General features: G+C 68.0%; 27 protein-coding genes. 10 read left to right on the forward strand and 17 right to left on the reverse strand.

Annotated elements, in window-relative coordinates:
* Positions 1 to 28: 28 nt before the first annotated feature.
* Genes H7F51_RS18620 through H7F51_RS05495 form a run of 3 tightly spaced genes read right to left on the reverse strand, consistent with a single transcriptional unit; the run spans position 29 to position 2,897 of the window.
* Complete coding sequence (locus tag H7F51_RS18620) at positions 29 to 682, reverse strand: DUF1003 domain-containing protein (RefSeq protein WP_343061220.1); 654 nt, start codon at positions 680 to 682, stop codon at positions 29 to 31.
* Between the two features lie 43 nt (positions 683 to 725).
* A complete protein-coding gene (locus tag H7F51_RS05490; RefSeq protein WP_185663207.1) occupies positions 726 to 1,244 on the reverse strand; it encodes a hypothetical protein in 519 nt (172 codons plus the stop codon).
* Positions 1,245 to 1,286: 42 nt separating this feature from the next.
* Entirely contained in the window at positions 1,287 to 2,897 is a 1,611-nt protein-coding gene (locus tag H7F51_RS05495) for a lysine--tRNA ligase (protein ID WP_185663208.1), read from the reverse strand.
* A 149-nt stretch (positions 2,898 to 3,046) separates the two neighbouring features.
* On the opposite strand from H7F51_RS05495, the gene H7F51_RS05500 reads away from it, so the two are divergent.
* The 3 genes from H7F51_RS05500 (at position 3,047) to H7F51_RS05510 (ending at position 6,550) form a co-directional block, all read left to right on the forward strand.
* Positions 3,047 to 3,205, forward strand: a complete 159-nt coding sequence (locus H7F51_RS05500; RefSeq protein WP_185663209.1) for a hypothetical protein — start codon at positions 3,047 to 3,049, stop codon at positions 3,203 to 3,205.
* Positions 3,206 to 3,275: 70 nt separating this feature from the next.
* Positions 3,276 to 6,005, forward strand: a complete 2,730-nt coding sequence (locus H7F51_RS05505) for an ATP-dependent DNA helicase (RefSeq protein ID WP_185663210.1) — start codon at positions 3,276 to 3,278, stop codon at positions 6,003 to 6,005.
* On the forward strand, positions 6,002 to 6,550 hold the full coding sequence (locus tag H7F51_RS05510; protein WP_185663211.1) for a SixA phosphatase family protein: 549 nt from the start codon (positions 6,002 to 6,004) through the stop codon (positions 6,548 to 6,550). The genes H7F51_RS05505 and H7F51_RS05510 overlap by 4 nt, the downstream gene beginning before the upstream one ends.
* 5 nt (positions 6,551 to 6,555) lie before the next feature.
* Here the strand turns inward: H7F51_RS05510 and H7F51_RS05515 are convergent, their stop codons facing one another.
* The 5 genes from H7F51_RS05515 to rpmF form a co-directional block, all read right to left on the reverse strand.
* Positions 6,556 to 6,990, reverse strand: coding sequence for a MerR family transcriptional regulator (locus H7F51_RS05515; protein ID WP_221774009.1), 435 nt, complete (start codon positions 6,988 to 6,990; stop codon positions 6,556 to 6,558).
* A gap of 13 nt (positions 6,991 to 7,003) precedes the next feature.
* Positions 7,004 to 7,300 (reverse strand): integration host factor subunit alpha, encoded by a 297-nt coding sequence (locus H7F51_RS05520; protein ID WP_185663212.1) that lies wholly within the window; start codon positions 7,298 to 7,300, stop codon positions 7,004 to 7,006.
* A gap of 144 nt (positions 7,301 to 7,444) precedes the next feature.
* Positions 7,445 to 8,416, reverse strand: a complete 972-nt coding sequence (locus H7F51_RS05525) for a beta-ketoacyl-ACP synthase III (RefSeq protein ID WP_185663213.1) — start codon at positions 8,414 to 8,416, stop codon at positions 7,445 to 7,447.
* The gene (plsX, locus tag H7F51_RS05530; RefSeq protein WP_185663214.1) at positions 8,416 to 9,492 is read right to left on the reverse strand and encodes a phosphate acyltransferase PlsX; all 1,077 of its coding nucleotides are present in this window, start codon (positions 9,490 to 9,492) and stop codon (positions 8,416 to 8,418) included. Before plsX ends, H7F51_RS05525 begins: the two co-directional genes overlap by 1 nt.
* Before the next feature lie 25 nt (positions 9,493 to 9,517).
* Positions 9,518 to 9,697 (reverse strand): 50S ribosomal protein L32, encoded by a 180-nt coding sequence (gene rpmF, locus H7F51_RS05535; protein WP_185663215.1) that lies wholly within the window; start codon positions 9,695 to 9,697, stop codon positions 9,518 to 9,520.
* 156 nt (positions 9,698 to 9,853) lie between these two features.
* Between rpmF and H7F51_RS05540 the strand changes: the two genes are divergently transcribed.
* The gene (locus H7F51_RS05540) at positions 9,854 to 10,246 is read left to right on the forward strand and encodes an MAPEG family protein (protein ID WP_185663216.1); all 393 of its coding nucleotides are present in this window, start codon (positions 9,854 to 9,856) and stop codon (positions 10,244 to 10,246) included.
* Between the two features lie 215 nt (positions 10,247 to 10,461).
* Here the strand turns inward: H7F51_RS05540 and H7F51_RS05545 are convergent, their stop codons facing one another.
* Both H7F51_RS05545 and H7F51_RS05550 read right to left on the reverse strand, forming a co-directional pair.
* Entirely contained in the window at positions 10,462 to 11,133 is a 672-nt protein-coding gene (locus H7F51_RS05545) for an MBL fold metallo-hydrolase (RefSeq protein WP_281384414.1), read from the reverse strand.
* A 58-nt stretch (positions 11,134 to 11,191) separates the two neighbouring features.
* A complete protein-coding gene (locus H7F51_RS05550; RefSeq protein ID WP_185663217.1) occupies positions 11,192 to 11,854 on the reverse strand; it encodes a S24 family peptidase in 663 nt (220 codons plus the stop codon).
* Positions 11,855 to 11,953: 99 nt separating this feature from the next.
* On the opposite strand from H7F51_RS05550, the gene H7F51_RS05555 reads away from it, so the two are divergent.
* The 3 genes from H7F51_RS05555 to H7F51_RS05565 are packed head-to-tail and all read left to right on the forward strand — an operon-like array spanning position 11,954 to position 13,175.
* Complete coding sequence (locus tag H7F51_RS05555) at positions 11,954 to 12,142, forward strand: hypothetical protein (RefSeq protein WP_185663218.1); 189 nt, start codon at positions 11,954 to 11,956, stop codon at positions 12,140 to 12,142.
* Positions 12,132 to 12,518, forward strand: coding sequence for a hypothetical protein (locus H7F51_RS05560; RefSeq protein WP_343061222.1), 387 nt, complete (start codon positions 12,132 to 12,134; stop codon positions 12,516 to 12,518). Before H7F51_RS05555 ends, H7F51_RS05560 begins: the two co-directional genes overlap by 11 nt.
* A gap of 54 nt (positions 12,519 to 12,572) precedes the next feature.
* Positions 12,573 to 13,175: a 2OG-Fe(II) oxygenase gene (locus tag H7F51_RS05565; RefSeq protein ID WP_185663219.1), complete on the forward strand. Its 603-nt coding sequence runs from the start codon at positions 12,573 to 12,575 to the stop codon at positions 13,173 to 13,175.
* Positions 13,176 to 13,184: 9 nt separating this feature from the next.
* Here the strand turns inward: H7F51_RS05565 and cysS are convergent, their stop codons facing one another.
* From cysS to fsa, 5 genes are all read right to left on the reverse strand, one after another.
* Entirely contained in the window at positions 13,185 to 14,642 is a 1,458-nt protein-coding gene (cysS, locus tag H7F51_RS05570; protein ID WP_185663220.1) for a cysteine--tRNA ligase, read from the reverse strand.
* Positions 14,643 to 14,715: 73 nt separating this feature from the next.
* Positions 14,716 to 15,288 (reverse strand): hypothetical protein, encoded by a 573-nt coding sequence (locus H7F51_RS05575; protein WP_185663221.1) that lies wholly within the window; start codon positions 15,286 to 15,288, stop codon positions 14,716 to 14,718.
* Positions 15,278 to 15,928 (reverse strand): hypothetical protein, encoded by a 651-nt coding sequence (locus H7F51_RS05580; protein WP_185663222.1) that lies wholly within the window; start codon positions 15,926 to 15,928, stop codon positions 15,278 to 15,280. Before H7F51_RS05580 ends, H7F51_RS05575 begins: the two co-directional genes overlap by 11 nt.
* A gap of 54 nt (positions 15,929 to 15,982) precedes the next feature.
* Positions 15,983 to 17,797, reverse strand: a complete 1,815-nt coding sequence (gene cobT / locus H7F51_RS05585; RefSeq protein ID WP_185663223.1) for a cobaltochelatase subunit CobT — start codon at positions 17,795 to 17,797, stop codon at positions 15,983 to 15,985.
* A 118-nt stretch (positions 17,798 to 17,915) separates the two neighbouring features.
* On the reverse strand, positions 17,916 to 18,566 hold the full coding sequence (fsa, locus tag H7F51_RS05590; protein ID WP_185663224.1) for a fructose-6-phosphate aldolase: 651 nt from the start codon (positions 18,564 to 18,566) through the stop codon (positions 17,916 to 17,918).
* 117 nt (positions 18,567 to 18,683) lie between these two features.
* Here fsa and H7F51_RS05595 point away from each other — a divergent pair, with 117 nt between their 5' ends.
* Both H7F51_RS05595 and H7F51_RS05600 read left to right on the forward strand, forming a co-directional pair.
* Positions 18,684 to 20,849 (forward strand): primosomal protein N', encoded by a 2,166-nt coding sequence (locus H7F51_RS05595; protein ID WP_185663225.1) that lies wholly within the window; start codon positions 18,684 to 18,686, stop codon positions 20,847 to 20,849.
* Positions 20,850 to 20,963: 114 nt separating this feature from the next.
* On the forward strand, positions 20,964 to 21,668 hold the full coding sequence (locus tag H7F51_RS05600; protein ID WP_246447834.1) for a glycine zipper 2TM domain-containing protein: 705 nt from the start codon (positions 20,964 to 20,966) through the stop codon (positions 21,666 to 21,668).
* Between the two features lie 19 nt (positions 21,669 to 21,687).
* Here the strand turns inward: H7F51_RS05600 and H7F51_RS05605 are convergent, their stop codons facing one another.
* On the reverse strand, positions 21,688 to 22,032 hold the full coding sequence (locus tag H7F51_RS05605) for a hypothetical protein (protein WP_185663226.1): 345 nt from the start codon (positions 22,030 to 22,032) through the stop codon (positions 21,688 to 21,690).
* Positions 22,033 to 22,127: 95 nt separating this feature from the next.
* Positions 22,128 to 23,171, reverse strand: a complete 1,044-nt coding sequence (gene ada, locus H7F51_RS05610) for a bifunctional DNA-binding transcriptional regulator/O6-methylguanine-DNA methyltransferase Ada (protein WP_185663305.1) — start codon at positions 23,169 to 23,171, stop codon at positions 22,128 to 22,130.
* Positions 23,172 to 23,308: 137 nt separating this feature from the next.
* Here ada and H7F51_RS05615 point away from each other — a divergent pair, with 137 nt between their 5' ends.
* Complete coding sequence (locus H7F51_RS05615) at positions 23,309 to 24,871, forward strand: S1 family peptidase (RefSeq protein WP_343061223.1); 1,563 nt, start codon at positions 23,309 to 23,311, stop codon at positions 24,869 to 24,871.
* Positions 24,872 to 24,943: the final 72 nt, after the last annotated feature.

Consider the following 24,943-nt stretch of genomic DNA (forward strand, 5'->3'; position numbering starts at 1 on the left):
AGACTAGTCCGGAATGGTTGATCAGGAGTTACCCCGAGACCGGGTTTGATGAAGGTTTGATCGGGACATTGATCGGGGCAGCGCTCGCGAGCGTGGCCAAACCGTCCCGGGCGCTGCCGGACAGTTCATCCGGAACGGCTCCGTTGACCACTTCGCCGGTCTTTTCCGGCACTTCCTTGACCTCGCCCTGCAACTGCCCGAGCTTGTTGAACACCCCGTCGATCTTGCGGTGCAGGCGTAGGAGTTCGACCGTCGTGCGCAGGTTGACCTCGTAGTCGTGGCGGTTGGAAATGCGGTCCTTCTTGGCCTGCCGGTTCTGGCTCATCATGATGATCGGCGCCTGCAAGGCGGCGAGCGTGGAAAGCACGAGGTTGAGAAAGATGAAGGGATAGCCGTCCCAGACGACGCCCCAGCGCTTTGCCAGCGGCCCGTTGACCAGCATCCACGCCAGCAGGACCACGGCAAAGACGATTATGAAGCTCCACGATCCGCCAATCGCCGCCACCCGGTCAGCCAGCCGATCGCCGAAATTGCCCTTGGCCGCCTCCGTCTCGTCGGGATCAAGCTCGATCTTGCTCGACATGACCCGGCGCAGGATGTGCTGCTCCTCCTCGTCCAGCTCGTGATAAGGACGGCCGAGCAGTTCGACGGCGAGAGCTTCCGGGCTGGTATCGAGTTTCACCCGCCCCAAACGAGCGCCCGGCCCTTCGGGTTCCTTGGCACGATCAGGGCCGGCAGGCGCGCCCTTCGTACTGATAGCGGTTATGGACATAAGCCCGGCCGTTCCAGCGCAGGACCTGGAAACAGAACCCCGGCCCGCCGATCTCGATATCGGGCCATTTCGCCGCGCCCCGGGTGGGCAGGACTTGCACGATCCCCTGCCCCCGGCTCATCACTTTCCACGTCTGGTCCGGGCGCTGGCTCATCAGCCAGTAGCCCGTGCCCGCCGCGCCGAAGCAAAAGCCGCTGCCTTCGATGATAACCGCCTCGGGCAGGCCGTCGCCATTGAGGTCGCGCACGGCCTCGATCGTGCCGGGCATGTAGCTTTCCGTGCCCGGATCGCCGCAGGCCTGCCACTTGCCCCGCACCATCAGGAACCCGGCGCCGCGAAAGGCCGCCGCCTGCTCGACCGGAGAGAGCGCCGCGCCCGGCGCGGCTGCGCCCAGCGGCGCCACCAGCGCCTTTGGCAAGAAGGCCGGGGCCAACAGGAGCGCCGCCGCGAGGATCAGGCCCGTTCGCTTCATGCCGGGCAAGCTACCACGCCGGCGCCCGCCGGCCAATGGCGCTCAGGAAAGCGCTTCGGCGATCAGCTGGCGGGTATTGGTCACGCCGTAGAGCGCAATGAAGCTGCCCATGCGCGGCCCCTGGCTGGAACCCAGCAGGGTCTCGTAAAGCGCCTTGAACCAGTCGCGCAGCTGCTCGAAGCCGAAGTGCGGGTCCTTGCCGATCTCGTAGACGAGGTTCTGCAGTTCCTCGGCCGTGGCCGCCTCGTCCATCGCCGCCAGTTCCTCGTCCAGCGCGGCCAGCGCGGCGGCCTCGTTCGCTTCGGGCTTGCGGCGCTGGAGCGTGGGCGCGATGAAATCGCGGTTGTAGGCCAGAGCCTTGCCGACCAGCCCGTCCAGAGCCGGGTGGGCCGCCGGATCGGCATTCTCGACATAGTTGCCAAGGTAGGACCAGACCTGCTCGCGCGTCGCCTGGGCGCCGAGCACGCCGACGAGGTTGAGCAGCAGGCCATAGGTCACCGGCAGGCTCTCGCCCTCGCCCGCAGCCCCACCCTGATCTTGGCCATTGGTGCGCAGCAGGTGCCAGACCGGGTTGCCGAGCTGCTGCTCGACCGGCTGGCCCGGGATCTTCTCGCGGAACTGCCAGTATTCGTCGACCGCGCGGGGAATGATCCCCACATGCAGCTGCTTGGCGCTCTTGGGCTCGCGGAACAGGTAGAAGCCGAGGCTTTCCTCGCTGCCATAGGTCAGCCACTGCTCGATGGTCAGCCCGTTGCCCTTGGACTTGGAGATCTTCTCGCCCTTCTCGTCGAGGAAGAGTTCGTAGATCAGCCCTTCCGGCCGCTGCCCGCCCAGCACCCGCGCGATCCGGCCGGACTGCGTGACGCTGTCGGTCAGGTCCTTGCCGCACATCTCGTAGTCGACCCCGAGCGCGACCCAGCGCATCGCCCAGTCGACCTTCCACTGCAGCTTGGACTTGCCGCCAAGGATCGACTGCTCGACCATCTCGCCGCAGTCCTCGAAGCGCACGATCCCGGAGTCGGCATCGATCACCTCGATCGGCACCTGCAGGACCTGCCCGGTCTTGGCCGAAATCGGCAGGACCGGCGAATAGGTCTGCCGCCGCTCCTCGCGCAGGGTCGGCAGCATGATGTCCATGATCGCCTGATAGTTGACGAGGACGTTCTTCAGCGCATCATCGAACCCGCCCGCATTGTAGCGGTCCGAGGCGGCGACGAATTCATAATCGAACCCGAAGCGGTCGAGGAATTCGCGGAGCATCGCGTTGTTGTGATGGGCAAAGCTCTCGTAACGCTCGAACGGGTCGGGCACCCGGCTCAGCGGATGGCCGATGTGAGCGGCCAGCAGGCCCTGGTTCGGCACGTTGTCCGGTACCTTGCGCAGGCCGTCCATGTCGTCGGAAAAGGCCACGAGTCGGGTCGGCGCCCCGGTCAGCGCTTCATAGGCGCGGCGCACCAAGGTCGTACGCAGGACCTCCTGAAACGTCCCGATGTGAGGCAGGCCCGAGGGGCCGTAGCCGGTCTCGAACAGCACCGGGCCGTCTTTCCGGCCATCCGGGTAGCGCTTGAGGAGCTTGCGCGCCTCCTCGAAAGGCCATGCCTTTGAGACCTTTGCGGCGGCGAGCACGTCGGGGCGTTCGAGCGTATCAGTCATGCCCAGCCCTTCGCGCAAGGCGGGCCGTGGCGCAAGCCCTCGCTTCATCGCATTTTTGGGGAACCGGACCGAAAGTTAAGGCATTCTGTCGTGCATGAGGCTCGCCCCGTCCTCTCCACAGGGGCCCTCATGCGTTGGAGGAGTTGCACATGAGCCTATCCTCTCAGGGCCATTCCCGGCCCGATCGCTGGCTTGAACCGCGTCAGCCGCTCGATCCCGTCATGCGCCGCCTGACCTATGGCCGCATCCAGCCGATGGATGAAGTCCGCGGTCCATCGGTCTGGAGCCGCCTGTTCCACTGGGCATAAGTTAACGGCCCGGCCGCCCACGCGGCCGGGCCTTGTTTACTTTACGTTCCCCCCGCGCCATCTGGAGGCGATGGACGCGCTCACCCTCCCGGCCCTCCACGCCAGCCACGGCGGATCGTGGCTGCGCGAAGGCACGGCGACGCGCGCCGTGGGCAAGGGCGAGGCGATCACCGCCGCCGCCGATACCCCGCTGTTGCTGCTCAATGCCCCGCTCGTCGCCAGCCGCCTCGGCTATCCCGACCTCTCGGGCCTCGACCTGCTCGAACTCTTCGCCTTCGTCCACCCGGCCCGGTTCATGGTCCCCACGCCCAAGGGCCTGGCCCATGCGCTGGGGCTGGCCGAGCCGCAAGACGATGGCGCTGTACCTGCCCTGCTCCAGCAGGCCGCAGGCAGCTTGCTGGCCACTTGCAGCAGCGATGCATGGGCGGAGCGCGAGGGGGCATGGACCCAGCTGCAGACCCTCACCCGTCTGCGCTGGCCCTGGGCCACGCTGCTTTCCGGACAGCTACGGCGCCCGGAAACGGCCGAGCGCTGGCTGTTCGCGCGCCTGCCCGAATGGGACGAAACCGCCGAGCGTCCCCAGCCCGCACAGGTCGACCTGACAGACGCCGAAGTAACCGAGCGCCTCGCCGGGCTCACTGGAAACGAAGCGGAAAACCGCCCGACCCAGCGCGACTATGCCCGCGCCGCCGCCCGCATCTTCGCTCCCCGCCGGCGCGAAGGCACCCCGCACCTGCTGCTCTCGCAAGCCGGCACCGGCATCGGCAAGACCCTGGGCTATCTCGCCGGCGCCTCGCTCTGGGCTCAGAAAAGCGGCGGCACGGTCTGGGTCTCGACCTATACCAAGGCCCTCCAGCGCCAGCTCCGCCGCGAAAGCCGCCGCGCCTGGCCTCAGACCCGGCCCGATGGCAGCCAGCCGGTCGTGGTCCGCAAGGGCCGGGAAAACTACCTCTGCCTGCTCAACCTCGAGGATGCGCTGCAAGGCGGTTTCAACGGCCGCGCCGCGATCATGGCCCAGCTGGTCGCGCGCTGGGCAGGCTATTCGCAGGACGGCGACATGATCGGCGGCGACCTGCCCGGCTGGCTCGGCACCCTGTTCCGCCAGCGCGGCATAGCGGCCCTGACCGACCGGCGCGGCGAATGCGTCTATGCCGGCTGCCCGCATTATCGGAAGTGCTTCATCGAGCGCGCCGCCCGGGCCAGCGCCGACGCCGACCTCGTGATCGCCAATCACGCGCTCGTCATGGTCAATGCTGCGCGGGGGCGCGACCATGCCCTGCGCCCGACCCGGATCGTCTTCGACGAAGGCCACCACGTGTTCGAGGCGGCCGATTCCACCTTCGCCGCCGAACTGACCGGGAGCGAAGCGATCGAGCTGCGCCGCTGGGTGATAGGCCCGGAACGTGGCTCCAAGGGCCGGCGCCGCGGCCTCTCCGCGCGGCTTGCCGATGTTGCCAGCTACGACGAGGCCGGCGGCAAGGCGATCGCAGCCGCGCGCGAAGCGGCCGAGGCCCTGCCCTCCGACGGTTGGCTTCAGCGCTTGGCCGAAGGCGCGCCCTCCGGCCCGATCGAAGACCTCCTCGCGGGCGTGCGCAGCCTCGTCTACGCCCGCGACGAGAGCGGGGGGCAGGAAGCGGGCTATGGGCTGGAAACGGAAGCAGCCCAGCTGCCCGGCGAATTCGTCGAACTGGCCGCGCAGGCCCAGGCCGCACTCGCCGCGCTACGCCAGCCGCTCCACCGCCTCAGCGCCCGGCTCGAAGCGATCCTCGCCGACCCGCCCGACTGGCTCGACCCGCAAGGCCGCGCCCGGATCGAGGGCGCGCGTCATTCGCTCGGCTGGCGGATTGACCTGATCTCGGCATGGGAAGCCCTGCTCCAACGGCTTGGCGGCCCAGCCGACCCTGAATTCGTCGACTGGCTGGCGCTCGACCGCTCCGACGCGCGCGAATTCGACGTCGGCCTGCATCGCCATTACCTTGACCCGATGAAGCCCTTCGCCGCCACCGTGCTCGAACCGGCGCACGGGGTGATGCTGACAAGCGCCACGCTGAAAGACCGCACCGGAGCGGACGGGGACGACTGGGACTCCGCGATCGCCCGATCGGGCGCGGCCCACGTCGCTGTCTCACCCGAACTCGCCAGTGCGGACAGCCCGTTCGACTATGCCGCACAGGCGGAAGTGCTGATCGTAACCGACGTGCCCAAGGGCGATCTGCCCGCGCTGGCCGCCGCTTATGGCCGGTTGATTGAGGCGGCGGGCGGCGGCGCGCTCGGCCTGTTCACCGCGATCCGGCGGCTGCGCGCAGTTTACGGCCGGATCGCGGACCGGCTCGCGCGCGGCGGCCTGCCGCTCTATGCCCAGCACGTCGACCCGATCGACACCGGCACCCTGGTCGACATATTCCGCGACGATCACCGCTCGAGCCTGCTCGGCACCGATGCCCTGCGCGACGGGGTCGACGTGCCCGGCCATTCTCTGCGGCTGGTGGTGATGGAGCAGGTGCCCTGGCCCAAGCCCTCGATCCTCCACCGCGCCCGGCGCGCCGCCGGCGGCGGGACCGCGCATGACAACCGGATCATCCGCGCAAGGCTTGCCCAGGCTTTCGGCCGCCTGATCCGCAGCAAGGACGACCACGGGCATTTCGTCGTTCTCTCACCCGCATTTCCCAGCCGCCTGCTCAGCGCGTTCCCGCCCGGGACGCCGATCCACCGCCTGACGCTGGATGAGGCTTTACAACGCATCGCCGGAAGTGTTCCTGCGGAGCGAACCGAATCCCTGCCACACGACCGAGCCGAATGAAGCTTCTGGGCCTTTTCCGCCACGCCAAGTCCGACTGGCACGATGCCCGTGCACGCGACTTCGATCGTCCGCTCAACGAACGCGGCACCAAGGGGGCTGCCGTAATGGGCCGCCACATCCTGGAGCATGGCGTACCGTGGCAGCGCGCGCTCGCCTCTCCGGCAGTGCGTTCGGCGCAGACGATCGAACTGGCCGAGGCCGCGACCGGCATGACCATGCCGATCGAATGGGACCGGCGGATCTACCTCGCCAGCTCGGCCACCCTCGCCGATGTCCTGCGCGACCAGCCGGACCGGTACGACAGGCTGATCATGGTCGGCCACAATCCCGGGCTGGAAGACCTGATCTTCGACCTCGTGCCCGAGGACGGCTCAAGCCCGCTGCGCGAGATGGTCGAGGTAAAGTTCCCCACGGCGACCTTCGCCGTGCTGGAGCTGGATATCGATAGCTGGGCCGACCTGCATGACGGCTGCGCGCGGCTGGTTCACCTGATGCGCCCGCGGGATCTCGACCCCGATCTCGGACCGCAACTGATCGAGGATTGATCCGCTCAGCCGAGCGCCGCGCCGAGCCGATTGCGCAAGGCGCGCAGGCGGTCCACCAGTTCGGATGAAGCCGGACCGGTAGAAGGAATAGGCGGCGTGGCTGCTTCCGCGCCGACAGGCGCCTTTTCGCCACCCTTGCCCTGCAACGCCAGCCGTGCGCCGCGCAGGGTATAGCCCTCACGGTGCACCAGCCGATCGATCCGCTCGACCAGCGCGATGTCGTCCGGACGGTAATAGCGCCGCCCGCCGCTGCGCTTGAGCGGGCGGAGCATCGGGAACTGCTCTTCCCAATAGCGCAGGACGTGCTGGCGAATGCCGAGGGCGGCCGCCACTTCGCCGATCGTCCGCAGGGCGTCAGGCGCCTTCCCGTCGGCGAACACCGGCCGTTCGATATGATCCGGACCGTCGGAAAAGAGCGTCGGATTGTCCGGCCCGGTCAAGCGCAGCGCCCCATCATGCCCCGGCGATGTGGTCCTTGAGCATCTGGCTGGCGCGGAAGGTCAGCACGCGGCGCGGCGTGATCGGCACTTCCACCCCGGTCTTCGGATTGCGCCCGACCCGCTCGGTCTTGTCGCGCAGCAGAAAGGTTCCGAATCCGGAAATCTTCACATTCTCACCATCGGCAAGCGCTTCGCACATGCGGGCCAGAATGGATTCCACCAGTGTGAGTGAATCGGCTCGTGAAAAGCCCAGCTTGCGATTGATCGCATCGGCCAGATCGGCGCGCGTAAGCGTAGACATGGAGCGCATCAAAGCCCCTTTCCCCCCAAGAAACAAGTTAGACCCGAATCCCGGTAACCAAATTAGCCGCGTCTAATCAAAACGCAACTAATTGCTTGCGGACAAACGACAAAGGCCAGCGCCCCAAAAAAACACAACCCTGGATGGGCCCGGTCAGATCCGCAGCAGGCTCGCGCCCCAGGTGAAGCCGCCGCCCATGGCCTCGAGCATGACTAGGTCGCCCGGCTTGATCCGCCCGTCGCGCATGGCGACGTCGAGCGCGAGCGGGACGGAGGCGGCCGAGGTGTTGGCATGGCGATCGACGGTGATGATCACCTTTTCGATCGGCAGGCCGAGCTTTTTCGCCGTGCCGTCGAGGATGCGCTTGTTGGCCTGGTGCGGGACCACCCAGTCAAGCTCGGCAGCGGGAATTTCCGCGACTTCGAGCACTTCGCGCAGCACGTCGGCCAGGTTGGTGACCGCGTGCTTGAAGACTTCCTTGCCCTTCATGCGCAGCTTGCCGACCGTTCCGGTCGACGAGGCGCCGCCATCGGTGTGCAGCAAGCCGTTATGCGCGCCGTCGGCATGTAGGCGGGTTGCCAGAACGCCGGGGGCGGCCGGGTCGTCGCTCTCGCGCGCCTCGAGCACCACGGCACCGGCACCGTCGCCGAACAGAACGCAGGTCGTGCGATCGTCCCAGTCGAGCAGGCGGCTCATGGTTTCGGCACCGATCACCAGCGCGCGCCGCGCCATGCCCGAGCGCAACATCGAGTCCGCGACGCCCAGCCCGTAAAGGAAACCGGAGCAGACCGCGCCGACATCGAAGGCAATCCCGCCATTGCAGCCCAGCGCCGTCTGGACGAGCGTGGCCGTGGCCGGAAAAGTCTGGTCGGGCGTGCAGGTGGCCAGCACGATCAGGTCGATCGAGGCCGGCTCGATCCCTGCGGATTCGATCGCCGCGCGCGCCGCGGCGATCGCGAGAGTCGAGGTGGTTTCGCCCTCACCCGCGATGTGGCGCTGGGTGATGCCGGTGCGCTCGACGATCCACTCGTTGCTCGTGTCGACCATCCGCGCCATCTCGTCGTTCGTGACGATGCGGGCGGGCAGTGCGGAGCCGGTGCCGATCAGCACCGAACGGCGGGTCATCAGGCGGCTCCTTCGCCCTTGGCGCGGGCGCTGCGGTTGGTCTGGCGCAGGCTGTCGGCCCCGACGCGGGCAAGGTCGGCGGCGATGCGGGTGGTCAGGTCATCCTCGAGCAGGCGGGCCGCCACCGCGACGGCATTGGCCACGCCGAGCGCATTGGCGCTGCCATGGCTCTTCACCACCACGCCGTTGAGGCCGAGGAAGACCGCGCCGTTGTGATTGTTGGGATCGAGGTGATGCTTGAGCAGCTCGGTCGCGGGGCGCGAGATCAGGAAGCCGATCTTTGAACGCAGCGACGAGGCGAACGAGCGGCGCAGCAGGTCGGCGACGAAACGGGCCGTGCCTTCGACCGCCTTGAGCGCGATGTTGCCGGAAAAACCGTCCGTCACCACGACATCGACATTGCCGCGATTGATCTTGTCGGCCTCGGTGAAGCCCTCGAAACTCATCGCCAGTTCGTCGGCGGCGTGCTTGAGGTCATTGGCCGCGACGCGCAAGACATCGGTGCCCTTGATCTCTTCGGTACCGATGTTGAGCAAGCGGACGCGCGGGCTTTCGAGCCCGGTGACGATCCGCGAATAGGCCGCGCCCATGATCGCGAATTGCACGAGGTTGCGGGCGTCGCACTCGGTATTGGCGCCGAGATCGAGCATGACGAGATCGTTTTCGCCCAGCGTTGGCAGCAGGGCGGCCAACGCGGGACGATCAATTCCCGGCAGGGTGCGCAGGGCGAGCTTGCTGATCGCCATCAGGGCGCCGGTATTGCCGGCGCTGACCGCGGCACCGGCATGGCCGGCCTTCACCGCGTTCACCGCCATGCCCATGGAAGTGGACTTGGCGCGGCGCAGGGCCTGGCTCGGCTTGTCCTCGCCGCTGATCGTATCAGGGGCGTGGAGAATTTCCGAAGCGGCGCGCAGGTTGGGATGATTCTCGAGCGCGGCCTTGATCTGCTCCTCGTCCCCGACAAGCAGGAACTTGAAGCGATCGTGGCGACGGCGCGCGAGCGCGGCCCCTTCGACCATCACGCGCACGCCCACGTCACCGCCCATCGCATCGACGGCGATACGCGGCAGGCTCATCCCCTCAACCCCGCTTCAAATCGGCTCAGAGGCCGACAGCGATGATCTCGCGCCCGTTATAGTGGCCGCAGCTGGGGCACAGGTTGTGCGGGCGCTTCAGTTCGCCGCAGTTCGAGCACTCATGAAACGCCTCGGCCTGCAGAGCGTCATGGCTGCGGCGCATACCCCGGCGGGACGGGGAAGTTTTTCTCTTGGGGACAGCCATTTCGGCACCTGTTCCTGCAAATGAAATGTAAGGTCTATGACCCGACCCGAACTGTTTGGCCCGGGGAGAGCGAAGGCGCGCCTATAGCGATTTTATCGTGCGTTGCAAGCATCGGGAGGCTAGCAATCGCAGCGAAATCACCGAGGGGGAAATTCCATGCTGCTTCAGACCACCCTGTGCCTTGCCGCTGCCGCCGCCATCATCAATTTCTGGCTGGGTCAGCGCGTGGGCCAGTTGCGCCATCGGCACAAGGTTTCGATCGGCACGGGCGGCAACGACATGATCGAACGGCGGATGCGCGCCCAGCTCAACTTCGCCGAGAACGTGCCGCTGGTACTGATCCTGATCGGCCTGATCGAGATGACCGGCAAGGGCGGCGCCTGGCTGGCGCCGATCGGCGCGATCTTCATGTTCGGCCGGGTGCTGCACGGGCTCGGCATGGACGGCGGATCGCTCGAGAAAGGCCGGATGATCGGGACCATGACCACCTTCCTGATCGCGATCGGACTGGCCGTGGTGGCCGTGCTGATCGCCGTGGGCCTGATGTAAGGTGCGATCCTGGGCGCAGGGTGACACGACTGTCACCCTGATTGCGCCGCTTTCGCCAAATTTGTTCTTTGTTTTCAATAATCCGACGACAAGGTGGAAGGGTGACACTTGTCCGACCCGATTGGCGTGACCGACGGTTCAAATAACCGGTCCGAACGGCCCGCGGGACAAGGCTGACAGGCTGCGCGGATGTAGGACAGCGATTTCCTCGCCCGTCAGGCGAAGCGCTTGTCCGCGACGAAGGGATTGGTCTCGCGCTCGCGCCCGAAGGTGCTGGTCGGGCCATGACCGGGAATGAACGTGATGTCGTCGCCCAGCGGCCAGAGGCGCTGGGTGATCGAATCGATCAGGTCCTGATGGTTGCCGCGCGGAAAATCCGTCCGCCCGATCGAACCGGCGAAGAGAACGTCGCCGACCACGGCGAAACGTGACGGCGCGTGGACGAAGACCACGTGCCCCGGGGTGTGGCCGGGGCAATGGACCACGTCGAGAGTGATTTCCCCGAAAGTGACCGTGTCGCCATGCTCGAGCCAGCGGTCGGGCACGAAGGGGTGCCCCTCGATCCCGTAGCGCGCGCCGGATTCGGCCAGGCTGTCGAGCCAGAAGCGGTCATCCTCGTGCGGGCCCTCGATCGGCACGCCGAGTTCCTTGGCGAAGACCCCGGCCATGCCGCAGTGATCCATGTGGCCGTGGGTGACGAGCAGCTTTTCCACAGTGATCCCCGCCTTCTCGATCGCCTGACGGAGGCGCGGCAGATCGCCGCCGGGATCGACCAGCACCCCGCGCATGGTCTTCGTGCACCACAGCAGCGAGCAGTTCTGCTCGAACAGGGTGACGGGAACGATGGCGGCGCGCAGCGGCAGGGCGTCAGGTGCGGAAGTGGACATGCCGTGGGGAATGGGGTCTGCGCTCCCGCGAATCAAGACGCAGTTGCGCCCCGAGCGGTCAAAGCCGGCCGCTTTTCCAGACGACGCGGCCGATCACCTCGGCCTCGGCCGGGTCGACCTCGATCGCGCGGTAAGCCGGGTTTTCGCTCTTCAGTTCCAGCTTGCCGGGCACGCCGGCCTGCACGCGCTTGACCAGCAGGGCCTCCCCCACCCGCACGACATGGATGCCATCGCGCAAGGGGCGCGGCGTGCGGTCGACCAGGATCTCGTCCCCGTCGCGCAGCAGCGGCTCCATCGAATCGCCCGTCACGAGAATCGCGCTGAGCATCGCCGGATCGAAGCCCTGCGCGCGCAGCCAACGGGCCGAAAAGCGCAGGGCGCCGATCGCGGCGCCGTCTTCTCCCAGCGCGCCGGGCCCGGCCGAGGCCTCCACCGCGAGGCGCGGAATATCGAGCCAGTCGAGGTTGCGGCCACGTTTACCAAGGATAGGTGCGGAATCGCGGGAAATATACTCCGGCGCGCCCAGCTCCGCCTCCCCCACGCCGAGGAAATCGGCCAGCCTGCGCCGATCACTTTCCTCCAGCTTGCGCGGGCTGCCCTTGCGCACGAATTGCTGCAAATACGTGGAGTTTCTGCCAATCAACGCCGAGAGCGAAGACAGGCTGATCCCCTTTTCTTCGGACAGCGAGAGCAGGCGGGCGCGAGGATCATTCGTAACCATGAATCCAACTTAGGCGATGTATTTTTCCTAGACAAGTAGGATTTGAACGAGAATGAATAGGGAACAAACACACCGATTCGTTGCCAACCGAGGAGCCCCATGCTGCTTTTCAGGATCGAGAAATTCCTGCGTGAAACCGGGATGCCGTGGACCAAGTTTGGGCGCCTCGCGACCCACGATCCGCGCTTCGTCCAGGACCTGCGCAATGGCCGAATGCCCCGCACCACCACGGCGAAACGGGTGGAACATTTCATGAACTCTTACCGGGAGACGCCCCGTGCAGTATGAAACCAAGAGCGCCCTGCAGCATATCGCCACAATCCACCGCGACCCCAGCCGCAATTCCTGGGGCCGCGGCACCTGGGCCCGCCTGCTCGGTCAGATCCTCGCCCTTGCCGACAATCGCGGCGAGCTTCTGCGCCATGCCGAACGCGCCTGGGCCAGCGCAACTTTCGCCGGAACGCGCCACACCATCGCCCTCACCTTCACCGGGGACGAGGCGCTGGCCGCCGGCGAACGCCTGATCGACGCCCTGCCCGAGCACGAGTTCGACATCTCTGGGCATCTCGTCGCCGACGCCATGGTCTGCGCGGTCGAGCACAGCCTCCTGCCGGAACCGGTGCTGACCGTGGAACTGGAGGTATTGTTACTGGAGGACCTGTGAGGGACCGAGAAAATCGTGCTGCAATTCAGGGGCGGGCTCAGTATTGATGCCGGCATGTCCCGAATGCCTCGCCATGCCTTGATCGACGATTTCCTGCCCGGCGACCTGCACGGTGCGCTGCTCGCCTATGCCCTGGCGGGTGAGGAGCGGTTCGTGCCTTCGCTGATCGCGGGGGAAAACCAGGGCGGCTATGCGTCGGACCGGCGGGTGGCCTGGTATCACGAGGATCACCTCGGGCCGCTGAGCGAACCATTTCGCGCGGCGATCACGGAGCGGCTGGACGAACTGTTTCCGCTGGTGGGGATGCAGCCCTTTCCGGTGGCACGGTATGAGCTGGAAATGGCGGCGCACCGCGATGGGTCCTACTTCAAGCCGCACATCGATACGCTGACGCAGGATCGGCGGAAAAGTTCGGCAACCGACCGGGTCGTCTCGATCGTCTATTACCTCCATGGCCGGCCACGCCGGTTCAGCGGGGGCAATCTGGCGCTCTATCCGTTCAGCCGCGAAGCGCCCGTGGAAATCGAGCCGCACGACAACCGGCTGATCGCCTTTCCAGCGATCAGCCTGCACGAGGTGCGTCCCGTCAGCGCGCCGGAGGATTTTGCCGGCGCGCGCTTTGCAGTGAACTGCTGGCTGCACCGCGCCCGGGACTGAGCCGGGCGTTCAGCCGAGCTTCCATTCCCAGCCGAGCGGATCGCCGTCCATGGCTTCGACACCTTGTGCGGCCAGTTCGTCGCGCAGGGCATCGGAGCGGGCGAAGTCCTTTTCGGCGCGGGCGGCCTTGCGCTCGGCCAAGGTCTGCTCGATCGCACTTTCGTCGATCGTGGCTGCCCTGGGCCGGATGCGCAGGTCTGCGCGGGCGAGCGCCATCAGGTCGAGGCCGAGAACAGTGTCCATCGCGGCGAGCGCGGCGAGCTTTTCGCCGGCATCGACCTTCTTGAGCCCGGCGACTTCCTCGAGCACGGTAAGCGCGACCGGGGTGTTGAGATCGTCCGACACGGCGGCATCGAAACGGTCAAGATAGGGGGCGAACTTCGGCCCGAAAGTCTCGGCCGGGGCAGCCTGCGCCTTGAGGTTGCCCACCGCCATCACCAGCCGCTTGAGCCGGGTCAGCGCGGCGCCGAGCCCTTCCCAGGAGAACTCAAGCTCGCTGCGGTAATGGGCCTGAAGGCACATCAGGCGGTAGGCGAGCGGATGATAGCCCTTGTCGATCAGCAGTTGCAGGCGGAGGAATTCGCCCGACGACTTGCTCATCTTGCCCGAGCGTTCGACCAGGAAATTGTTGTGCATCCACACGCGGGCGCCGCTGTTGGCGGGAACGTCGAGCCCGTTCGTGCAGCAGAACGCCTGGTTCTGGGCGATCTCATTGGGGTGGTGAATCTCGCGGTGGTCGATCCCGCCGGTGTGGATGTCGAACGGGAAGCCGAGGACCTGACCGCTCATCACCGAGCATTCGAGGTGCCAGCCGGGGGCGCCCCTGCCCCACGGCGAATCCCATTCCATCTGGCGCTTCTCGCCCTCGGGTGTCTTGCGCCAGATCGCGAAGTCCGCGCCGTTGCGCTTGCCTTCGACGGCCTCGATCCGGCCCTCGCCCTCGTCGGTCTGGGCGCGGGCGAGGCGGCCGTAGTCGGAAACGGTGGAGACATCGAAATAGAGGCCGGAGGGCAGCTCGTAGCAGTGCTTTTCCGCGATCGATTTAGCAAAGTCGATCATTTGCGGGATGAAATCGGTGGCGATGGTCCACTGCGCCGGCTGGCGCACGTTGAGGGCGCGGATGTCGGCCCAGTAGGCCTCGGTATAGTGCTTGGCGATGTCCCAGATGGACTGCGCATTCTGGCGCGCCATCTTCTCCATCTTGTCCTCGCCCGCGTCGGCATCATCGGTCAGGTGGCCGACATCGGTGATGTTGATGACGTGAGTGAGCCGGTAGCCCTTGAAGCTCAGCGTGCGGCCGAGAATGTCGGCGAAGACGTAAGCGCGCATGTTGCCGATGTGGGGGTAGTTGTAGACCGTGGGGCCGCAGGAATAGACCCGCGCCTCGCCCTCGTGGACGGGCTCGAACGGCTCGGGCTGGCGGGTCAGGCTGTTGAACAGCGTGAGCGGGTGCGCGGCTTGGATCATGGCGCGGGGGCTTACGCGCGCGGGGCCAAAGGTCAAGCAGGCGCGCGAGGTGCCGCGCGCCTGCCTGCACGGTTTACTGGGCGGTAGCAGGCGCCGGGGCGGCAGGCTCGGCGGCGGCCGGCACGACTGCGGCCGGGGCGGCGGGTTGCGCGGCAAGGGCAGCCTTCACCTCATCCGGACGAAGGGCGCCGGGCCCGGGGCCCATGTCGTCGGCATCGACCAGCCGGTCCGTGTGCGAGGCCTTGAAGGCCTCCTCGGTCGACGGGGCGAGATCGGGCCGGCCGGCCATGATGCCCATCTTGATCTTGCACAGGGCATACTGGGTTTCATCGGGCTCGACCTCGAGCGCGAGGAAATCCTTCGCCTCGCTCTTGACCATGTATTCGTGGCGGCCCGGTTCGGTGACCAGGATGAAGTAGCGGCCCGAACCCAGCGAACTGATCTTCTGGCCCTTTTCGTTGACCGCACAGCCCATCGCCGCGCCCATGATCGTGCCGGTGCGATAGAACACGATCTGGCCCTTGCCCGCCGGCGGCGGCGGGATCACGACCGGCGCCTTGTCGGCCGCAAAGGCGGGCGCAGCGGCGCCAAGCGCCAGCGAGGCGGCAAGCACGGCGCGAGCCAGCCTGTTCCGGTTAGTTGCCATCAGTCATTTCCCCTCTGTTTTCTGGCGCGGCGACCATCGGCGCGCCGTCTGAAATTGTGGTTGGTTCGATTGCGAAGGCTTCGGCCGTCTTGGCCGTGGCCAGCGAACCCTTGGCATAGACCGCCTTGGCGCCGCTGATCGCAAAGCCGAGCAGGCCGATCGGCAAGGGCGCCATGACGCTCGCCGCGTTGAGGGCATCGACCTGGTGGATCGCGTCCTTCCCGGCCACGGCCGCCTTGAGCGAGCGCAGGCGCAGGTGGCGTCCGTTCACGTCGAGCCAGCGCGCGGCCAGGACCAGTTCGCCCGCCGCGCCGCTGCCGCCGCTCTTCTTGGCATGGATCACTTCGCCTTCGCCGAGCGCCCCGGCAGGGACGACGACCTTGCCGTCGAGCAGGACCGGTTCGGCGAGCGAGATCGGGAAATGCTCGCCCGTCTTGCTGGTCTGGCTGCTCATCTCCGCCTCGAAACGGAGGACCAGCGGCGTCAATGCCGGGATGGCGGGGCCTGACGGCACCGGGGTCGGCGCGGGCACGGGCGCGGCGCTCTCCGCCAATGCTGCGGGGGAAATCGGCTGGGCAGTGACGCAAGCCCCGTGAACCGCAGCCATGAGCAGCGGCAGTCCGAATATCTTCGACCGCATCCTTGTCCCCCTGCCGCGTATTTGGCGCAGCTCAGGGGAAATGCGCAAGTGGAATTACTCTTCCTCGAAGAGGTCCGCGAGCTGTTCGATGATCGTGCCGCCGAGCTGTTCGGCGTCCATGATGGTCACGGCGCGGCGGTAGTAGCGGGTGACGTCGTGGCCTATGCCGATGGCCACGAGCTGGACCGGGCTCTGCTTTTCGATCCACTCGATCACCTTGCGCAGGTGCTGTTCGAGGTAGCCCGCAGAGTTCACGCTGAGGGTCGAATCGTCGACCGGGGCGCCGTCGGAGATGACCATCAGGATGCGGCGGTCTTCCTGCCGCGCCAGCAGGCGGGAATGGGCCCAGAGCAGGGCCTCGCCGTCGATGTTTTCCTTGAGCACGCCCTCGCGCATCATCAGGCCGAGGTTCTTGCGCGCGCGGCGCCAGGGCTCGTCGGCCTTCTTGTAGACGATATGGCGCAGGTCGTTGAGGCGGCCGGGGTGCGCGGGCTTGCCTGATTGCAGCCATTGCTCGCGGCTCTGCCCGCCCTTCCACGCGCGGGTGGTGAAGCCGAGGATCTCGGTCTTGACCCCGCAGCGTTCAAGCGTGCGGGCGAGGACGTCGGCGCTGATCGCCGCGATCGAGATCGGGCGCCCGCGCATCGAGCCGGAATTGTCGAGCAGGAGGGTGACGACCGTGTCCTTGAACTCGGTATCGCGCTCGCGCTTGTAGGACAGCGAATGGCCGGGCGAGACGACGATCCGCGCAAGGCGGGCGGCATCGAGCAGGCCTTCTTCCTGATCGAAGTCCCATGAGCGGCTCTGCTGCGCCATCAGGCGGCGCTGGAGGCGGTTGGCGAGGCGGGTGACCACGCCCTGCAGACCCTTGAGCTGCGCATCGAGATAGGAGCGCAGGCGGGTCAGCTCCTCCTCGTCGCACAGTTCGGTTGCGCTCACGATCTCGTCGAACTTGTCGGTATAGACCTTGTAGTCGAAATCGGCGGGAAAGTCGGTCCACGGCCGGTTCGGGCGGGTCGGCAACATGCCTTCCTCGCCGTCCTCGGCCATTTCGCCGTCGTCGATCTCCTCGTCGAGCTCGCCCTCGCCGCTTTCGCCGCCCTGATCGTCGCCGGGAGTCGGCTGGGCGGCCATTTCGGCGGGGGACTGATCCTCGCCGGCCTCGCCGCCGTCCTCGTCGTCCTCGGTCTCTTCCTCGCCGTCCTGATCGGTCGTGTCGGTCTGCTCGGGCTCGATCTCCTCGGTCCGGGTCAGTTCGAGGTGCTGGAGCATGCCGAGGGCAAGGGTCTGGAAGGCGCGCTGGTCTTCGAGGGCGCCGGCCAGCGCGTCGAAGTCCTTGCCCGCCTTGGCCTCAATCCAACGGCGGACCAGTTCGACCCCGCCGCGCGCCGCCTCGGGCACGTCCTGCCCGGTCAGCCGCTCGCGCAGCAGGAGCGAAAGCGCGGCCTGCACCGGAACCTCGTCGGCGCGGGAGGCGCGGGTGATCGGGTCGGTGCCGATCCGCTGGGTCAGCGCGGCATCGAGATTGCCGCGCATGCCGAAGAAATCGCGCGCGCCGAGCGCTTCGTAGCGGACCTGTTCGACCGCGTCGTAACAGGCGCGTGCCGAGCTTTCGGTCGGCGCATTTCGGGCGTGGAGTTTTTCGTCGTGATGGCGCAGGCGCAGGGCGAAACTGTCCGCCACCCCGCGCGCTTGCGCCGCCGCGCCGCGCGGCAGGCCGCGCCCCGGCATCGGGACGCGCAGGGTATGGCCGGTCAGCGCCGGGCCGTCACCGGTCCAGACCAGATCAAGCTCGGCATCGCCCGAAATCGCGCGGCTGGCGCCGGTGAGCGCGGACTTGAACCTGTCGAGGGGGGATTCTTCGGCCATTGTTCCGTGAGGCTAGCGTCAGTGCGCGGCCTTCGACAAGCTCAGGCCGAGCGGGGATAGAGATATTTACGCATACCCGCCCGGACCAAGCCTGACTGCGGCCTTACAGGCTCTGGCCTTAGAGGCTCTGGCCGGTCTTCGCCCAGTCGGCGAGGAAGCCCTCGATGCCCTTGTCGGTCAGGACGTGCTTGAACAGGCCCTTGATGACGGCGGGCGGCGCGGTCATCACGTCGGCGCCGATCTTGGCGCTTTCCAGCACGTGGACGCCGTGGCGGACCGAGGCGACGAGGATCTCGGTCGAGAAGGCGTAGTTGTCGTAGATCAGGCGGATGTCGCGGATCAGCTCCATCCCGTCGAAGCCGTTGTCGTCATGACGGCCGACGAAGGGCGAGATGAAGCTGGCGCCGGCCTTGGCCGCGAGCAGGGCCTGGTTGGCCGAGAAGCAGAGGGTGACATTGACCATCGAACCATCGCCGGTCAGCGCCTTGCAGGTCTTCAGGCCGTCGATGGTGAGCGGCACCTTGATGCAGACATTGTCGGCGATCTTGCGGAGGATTTCCGCCTCGCGCATCATCCCGGCATGGTCGAGCGCGACCACTTCGGCGCTGACGGGGCCATCGACCAGCCCGCAGATTTCCTTGGTCACTTCCAGGAAATCGCGGCCAGACTTGGCGATCAGCGAGGGGTTGGTGGTCACGCCATCGAGCAGGCCGGTGGCGGCCAGGTCTGCGATTTCGGCGGTGTCGGCGGTGTCGACGAAGAACTTCACGGGACGGCTCCCAGCAGCGAGGGGTGATTCCTTTCACGGCCTATAGGCGCGTCCGGGGATAAAACCCAAGCCCTCCCCTGTCGCGTCGCGGCCACTCACTCCATATAGGCGCTTCCCATGCGCCGCGCCCGCCTTCTTGTCTTCAACGCCGCCCTCGGCCCGCTCGATTACCGGGTGCCCGAACACATGGCGGTGGAGCCCGGCTCGATCGTGATCGCGCCGCTCGGCCCCCGGCAGGTGCTGGGCATCGTATGGGAGCCCGATCGGCTGGAGGCGGGCGACGTGCCGGAGCACAAGCTGCGCCCGCTGCTGGAAGTGCTGCCGGTGCCCCCACTCTCCGCGCCGCTGCGCCGCCTGATCGAATGGACGGCGGACTATTACTGCGCCTCTCCGGCGGCGGTCGCGCGGATGGCGCTGGGCTCGACCGCGGCGCTGAGGGGCGGCGGCACGACCACGGAATACCGCCTGACCGGCGAGGAACCGGCCCGCCTTACCCCGCAGCGCGCCGCGGCGATGGACGCGCTGCACGGTGAGCAGGCAACGATACGCGAACTGGCGGAAAAGGCCGGGGTTTCCGAAGGTGTGCTGCGCGGGATGGTCGGCGCCGGCCTGCTGGAGCCGGTGACGGTCGACCTTGACCGGCCCTATCCCAAGGCCAACCCGAGCCATGCCGCGCCCGACCTTTCAGCCGACCAGCAGGCGGCAGCCGATGCCTTTGTTGCCGCCGTGCGCGAAGGGGGCTTCCAGCCGTTCCTGCTCGACGGAGTGACCGGCTCGGGCAAGACCGAGTGCTATTTCGAGGCGATGGCCGAGGCCTTGGCGCAGCGGCGGCAAGTGCTGATCCTGCTGCCCGAGATCGCGCTGACCGAGAATTTCCTGCGCCGCTTCGAGGCACGCTTCGGGGTGGCGCCGGTGCTGTGGCACTCCTCGCTCAAGTCGAGCGAGCGGCGGCGGGCCTGGCGGGCGATCGTTTCGGGGGACGCGCAAGTGGTTGTCGGCGCGCGCTCGGCCCTGTTCATGCCCTATGCCCGGCTGGGGCTGATCGTGGTGGACGAGGCGCACGAGGTCTCGTTCAAGCAGGATGACGGGGTGCGCTACAATGCGCGCGACGTGGCGGTGATCCGCGCCAAGTTCGAAGGCATCCCGGTGGTGCTGGCAAGCGCGACCCCCGCGCTCGAATCGATGCAGCTGGCCGAGGCCGGGGTCTATCGCAAGATTGCCCTGCCCGCCCGCTTCGGCGGCGCGGAGCTTCCGGCGATCGAGGTGGTGGACCTGCGCATCGAACAGCCCGAGCGGCAGCACTGGCTCTCGCCCCGGCTGGTCAAGGCGATGAAGGACCGCCTGCTCAAGGGCGAACAGTCGCTGCTGTTCCTCAACCGGCGCGGCTATGCCCCGCTGACCCTGTGCCGCCACTGCGGGCACCGCTTCCAGTGCCCCAATTGCACGGCCTGGCTGGTCGAGCACCGCCTGTCGCGCCGCCTCGCCTGCCACCATTGCGGGCACGAGGTGCCGGTGCCCGAGGCCTGCCCGGAATGCGCCACGCCCGAATGCATGGTCGCCTGCGGCCCCGGGGTGGAGCGGATCGCCGACGAGGTGACCGAGCGCTTTCCCGAGGCCCGGGTCGCGCTGGTAACGTCGGACACGCTCAACACGCCCGCGAAGATCAACGAATTCGTCGAGGCGGCCGAGAACAAGCTGATCGACGTGATCGTGGGCACCCAGCTTGTCACCAAGGGCTACCACTTTCCCGAACTGACCCTGGTGGGCGTGATCGATGCCGACCTTGGCCTTGAGGGCGGTGACCTGCGCGCGGGCGAGCGGACCTATCAGCAGATCGCCCAGGTGGCCGGGCGCGCCGGGCGCGGCGAGAAGCCCGGCGAAGTGCTGATCCAGACCCGCCATCCGACCGCGCCGGTGATCGCCGCGCTCGCCGCCGGAGACCGCGATGCCTTCTATTCGGCCGAGACCGAGAGCCGCCGCGATGCCGGGGCGCCCCCGTTCGGGCGCTGGGCGGCGATCATCGTATCGAGCGAGGACGAGGCCGAGGCGCGCGAGGCGGCCCGCGCGATCGGCGGGGTGCGCCCGCTCCTGCCCGACGTGGCGATCCTCGGGCCCGCCCCGGCACCGATGGCCCTGCTGCGCGGGCGCTACCGCTACCGCCTGCTGATCAATGCCCGGCGCAGCGCCGAGCTGCAGAAGGCGATCCGCGACTGGCTGGGCCCGCTGCGCTTTCCGCAAGGGGTGCGGATCGGGATCGACATCGATCCCTACTCGTTTGTCTGAAGTGCGTTTCGTTTAGCTGGAACGAGGCGCGGTTCGGTCTGCGTTCAGGCGGATCGGCGTCAAAAAGGATCGCGCGCTGCGGCAGGGTGCGCGCGACAGGCTGGAGAGACATCTATGACCCCGAAAAACATCCTGGGCGCATTCGCCCTTGTCGCCACTGTTGCCAGCGGCGCTGCCGCGCCGGCTGTCGCGCAGCCCTATGCCGGGGGCGGCTATTCGACCGACTTCTGGCGCGGCGCGCCCGACGGATTGCAGCAGCGGATCGACTGGCTGCAACAGCGCATCGACCGCGGCCTGCGCGACGGCAGCCTGAACCGCCGCGAGGCGACCCGCGCGCAATACGAACTCGACATGCTGCGCCGTGATGCCACCGCGCTGCAGGCCCGGCTCGACAACCTGAGCCGCGGCATCCGCTGGGCGCGCAGCGATGGTCCGGGTTATGGCGGCGGCGTTGGCGTTGGCGGCGGCGCTTATGGCGGCGGCTACGGCGGGGGCTATGGCGGGGGCTATGGCAACTACCGCGCCCCGGCGTCGACCGACTATGACGCCTATCGCTACTACCGCGACGATCCGCGCTATACCGAGCGGCGCCTGTCGCCCGACGACGAGATCTATCGCGGCTCCGACGGACGCTATTACTGCAAGCGGTCTGACGGCACGACCGGCCTCGTCATCGGCGCGATCGGCGGCGCGGCGCTGGGCAACGTGATCGACGGCGGCCGCGACCGCGTAGCCGGGACGCTGATCGGCGGCGCGCTGGGGGCTTTCCTCGGCAAGTCGGTCGACCAGAACCAGAGCCAGGACGTGCGCTGCCGTTAAGATTGGGGCCGCTAAGCCTTCAGGTAAACGTCGCTGATGCGGGCCCACACCGGGTCGGCGTCAGCGGCGGTTCGCCTTCCCCAAAAGCCAGCGGCATGGCGAACCAGCCGGCCGGGGCGGGCGTGGTGAAGGCTGCCTGCCAGCGCAGGGCGCGCACCCAGGCGAGCATTTCGCCATCGCTCTCCGGCGTACCGCTCGACACGGCGAGGTAAGCCGAGGCGACCTCGCCCCCTTCCCCCAGTTTCACGCAGGCGACCGCCGAACGGCCGAGCAGTTCGCGCGGAACCGGCGGGAGGTCTTCGGCGGCGAGCGGTGCGGCCAGCAGCAGGGCCGCGATCGGGATCAGGCGGGACAGGAGCTTCATCGCCCAAGCCTGCCGGGACATGGCTAACCGCTCAATCGGGATAATCCCCTAGACACCGCAACCGACCGGAATCGGGACAGCGCCCAGCCCGCTTCTTACCCGCCGCCTTCGCGCCGCAGCAGTTCGCGCTTGATCTCCTCGCCCCATGCATAGCCGCCGAGGCTGCCGTCGGCCCGCACCACGCGGTGGCAGGGGACGAGGACCGCGACCGGGTTGGCACCATTGGCCGAGCCCGCCGCGCGCACCGCGCCGGGCTTGCCGATGGCGGCGGCGATCTGGGCATAGGTCCGGGTCTCGCCCGGCGGAATTCGCTGCAATTCCCGCCAGACCGCCTGCTGGAAAGCCGTTCCCTGCACGTCGAGCGGCAGGCGGGGCATGGCCGCGGGCCGTTCGACCGCGGCAACGACCTGCTCGACCAGCGTGGTGAAATCCGCCCCGCCCGTCTCGAGCACGGCCTTGGGGAACCGGGCGCGCAGCTCCGCCTCGCCCTCGCCAAAGGAAACCCGGCACAGGCCCTTGTCCGTCGCGGCCACGAGCAGCGGGCCTAGGCTGGTCGGCGCCGCCGCCCAGCGAATCGTTACGCCCTCCCCGCCGCCGCGCCAGGCCGAGGGCGCCATGCCGAGCCGGTCCGCCCCGGCGTAGAAGCGCGAGGGGGCCGAATAGCCGGCCTCGTAGATCGCATCGACCACCCGGCCGGTGCCGCTCAGCGCCTCCGCCGCGCGCTCCTGCCTGAGCGCGCGGGCATAGGCGGCGGGCGAGAGCCCGGTGAGGCGGGCGAACAGCCGCTGGAAATGGGCCGGGGAATAGCCGGTCCGCTCGGCCAGCGCGGCCAGCGGCACCGATTCGCCGGATTCGCGCAGCAGGGCGATCGCCGCGAGCACGGCCGCCTCGTCGCGCGCAGCCTCGTCGGGGCGGCAGCGCAGGCAGGCGCGGAAGCCCGCGGCCCGCGCCGCCGCGCCATCGGCGAAGAAGCGCACGCCTTCGCGCCGGGGCCGCCGCGCCGGGCAGGACGGGCGGCAATATATCCCGGTCGAGAGCACGGCGAAGACAAAGCGGCCGTCCGCCCCCCGGTCGCGCCCGGTGACGGCGCGCCAGGCTTCTTCCTCGTCGATCGGGGCACTGGTTTCGGGCATGGTCATCAGCATGGCACAGTTCGCTTCTCTCTCAAGACATCTTGCCGCGATCATGCCTTGCCGGGCGGCGCAATGCGTCCCGCCGCTTGCGGTCAAACCCGCACCGCTTGCGGTCACCCCCTCTGATGGCTAGTCCGGCCCCCGTGAAGCGCTTCCTTGTCCTTGCCGCCCTGCTGCTTGCAGCCCTGCCGCTGGCTTTCGCGCCGACCCGGCTGGCGGCTGATCCGGCCGACATCGCCGCCGCCTCGCGCTCTGTCGTGCGGGTCGTGCTGATCGACCGGGGCCTTGGCGGGGTAACGCTGGTCGGCCACGGCTCGGGCTTTGCCGTCGGGCCGGATCTCGTCCTGACCAATGCCCACGTCGTCGCCCCGCTGGCCGAGGACAGCTCGATGAGCGTGGGCATCGTCCCCTCGCAGGGCAAGAGCGGCTATTTCGCCAAGATCGTCGCGTTCAGCCCGAAGAACGACCTCGCCCTCCTGCGCCTGACCGAGAAGGGCGCGCTTTCACCCGCCACCCTGTTCACCGGGGCGGTGACCGATGGCGAGGACGTCTATGCCGTGGGCTATCCGGGCAATGTCGATCAGGCGCAGGGGCTCAACCCGGCCGACCTGATGAGCCCGGTCGCCCCGGTCAAGACGCGCGGCGCCGTATCGGCCGGGCGTTCATCGAAGGGGTTCGAGACGATCCTGCACACCGCGCCGATCGGCTCGGGCAATTCGGGCGGTCCGCTGCTCGACAATTGCGGACGGGTCATCGGGACCAACTCGTTCGGCACGGTTTCCGACACCAGCGCCGATTCGGAATTCTACTTCGCCGTCTCGATGCGCGAGATGACGCGCTTCCTGCTCAACGCCGGGGTCACGGCCCGCACCACCGGCGAGCCCTGCCGCAGCCTGGCCGAGCTCGATGCCGCCGAGCGCGAGCGGCAGGCCGGCGCCCGCGCCCAGACCGAGGAGCAGCAGCGGCTCGAGGCGGACAAGCGCGATGCCCGGCTGCAGGCGGCGACCCGCCAGGCCGAAATGGAAGTGATCGTCTCGCGCGAGAATCACCTTGCCCTCGCCGGCCTGTCGCTGATCCTTGCGATCCTGTGCGGGGCGGCGGCGATCTGGCTGGCCCAGCAGGGGCGCAAGCGCGACAGCAAGATCGGCAGCGCCCTGTCGGCCGTGCTGCTGATTCTCTCGCCCGCGGCCTGGTTCACCCGGCCCTCGATCGCCGGGATCGATTCGCGGGCGAAGGAAATCGTGGCCGAGCAGGACGAGGGCGCCCCGGCCCCGGCTCCCGCCGCCACAAGCCCGGCCGGCGAGACGACCATGACCTGCGTGTTCAATCCCCAGCGCAGCCGCGTGACCGTCTCGGCCACGACCGACGTGCCGCTGACCTGGCGGGGCGACGGCTGCGCCAATGGCCGCACCCAGTTCGGCCTCGGCGGCGAAGGCTGGTCGCGGCTGGTCGCGCCGCAGGGCGAAGACACGGCGACCATCGCCTCCTACGATCCCGCCACGCACACCTACCGCGAGGACCGATTCCTGCTCGACCAGGACACGATGAGCAAGATCCGCGCCGACCGCGCGCGCGATCCGGCCCCGGCCTGCGGCGCGGGCGAGGAGGCGGCGCGGCGCCTCGGCGATTCCCAGGCCGCCTCGCGCGCCTCGCTCCCGGCCCAACCCAACGAACGGCTGGTCTACGATTGCAGCCCCGCGCGCTGAGCGGTCCTCGCCGCGCGAATCCCCCGGCCCCGGCCATCATCGCGGCCGCCGGCTTGTGACCCGGTTGCAACG

The organism is Novosphingobium flavum, assembly GCF_014230315.1.
Taxonomy (GTDB): domain Bacteria; phylum Pseudomonadota; class Alphaproteobacteria; order Sphingomonadales; family Sphingomonadaceae; genus Novosphingobium; species Novosphingobium flavum.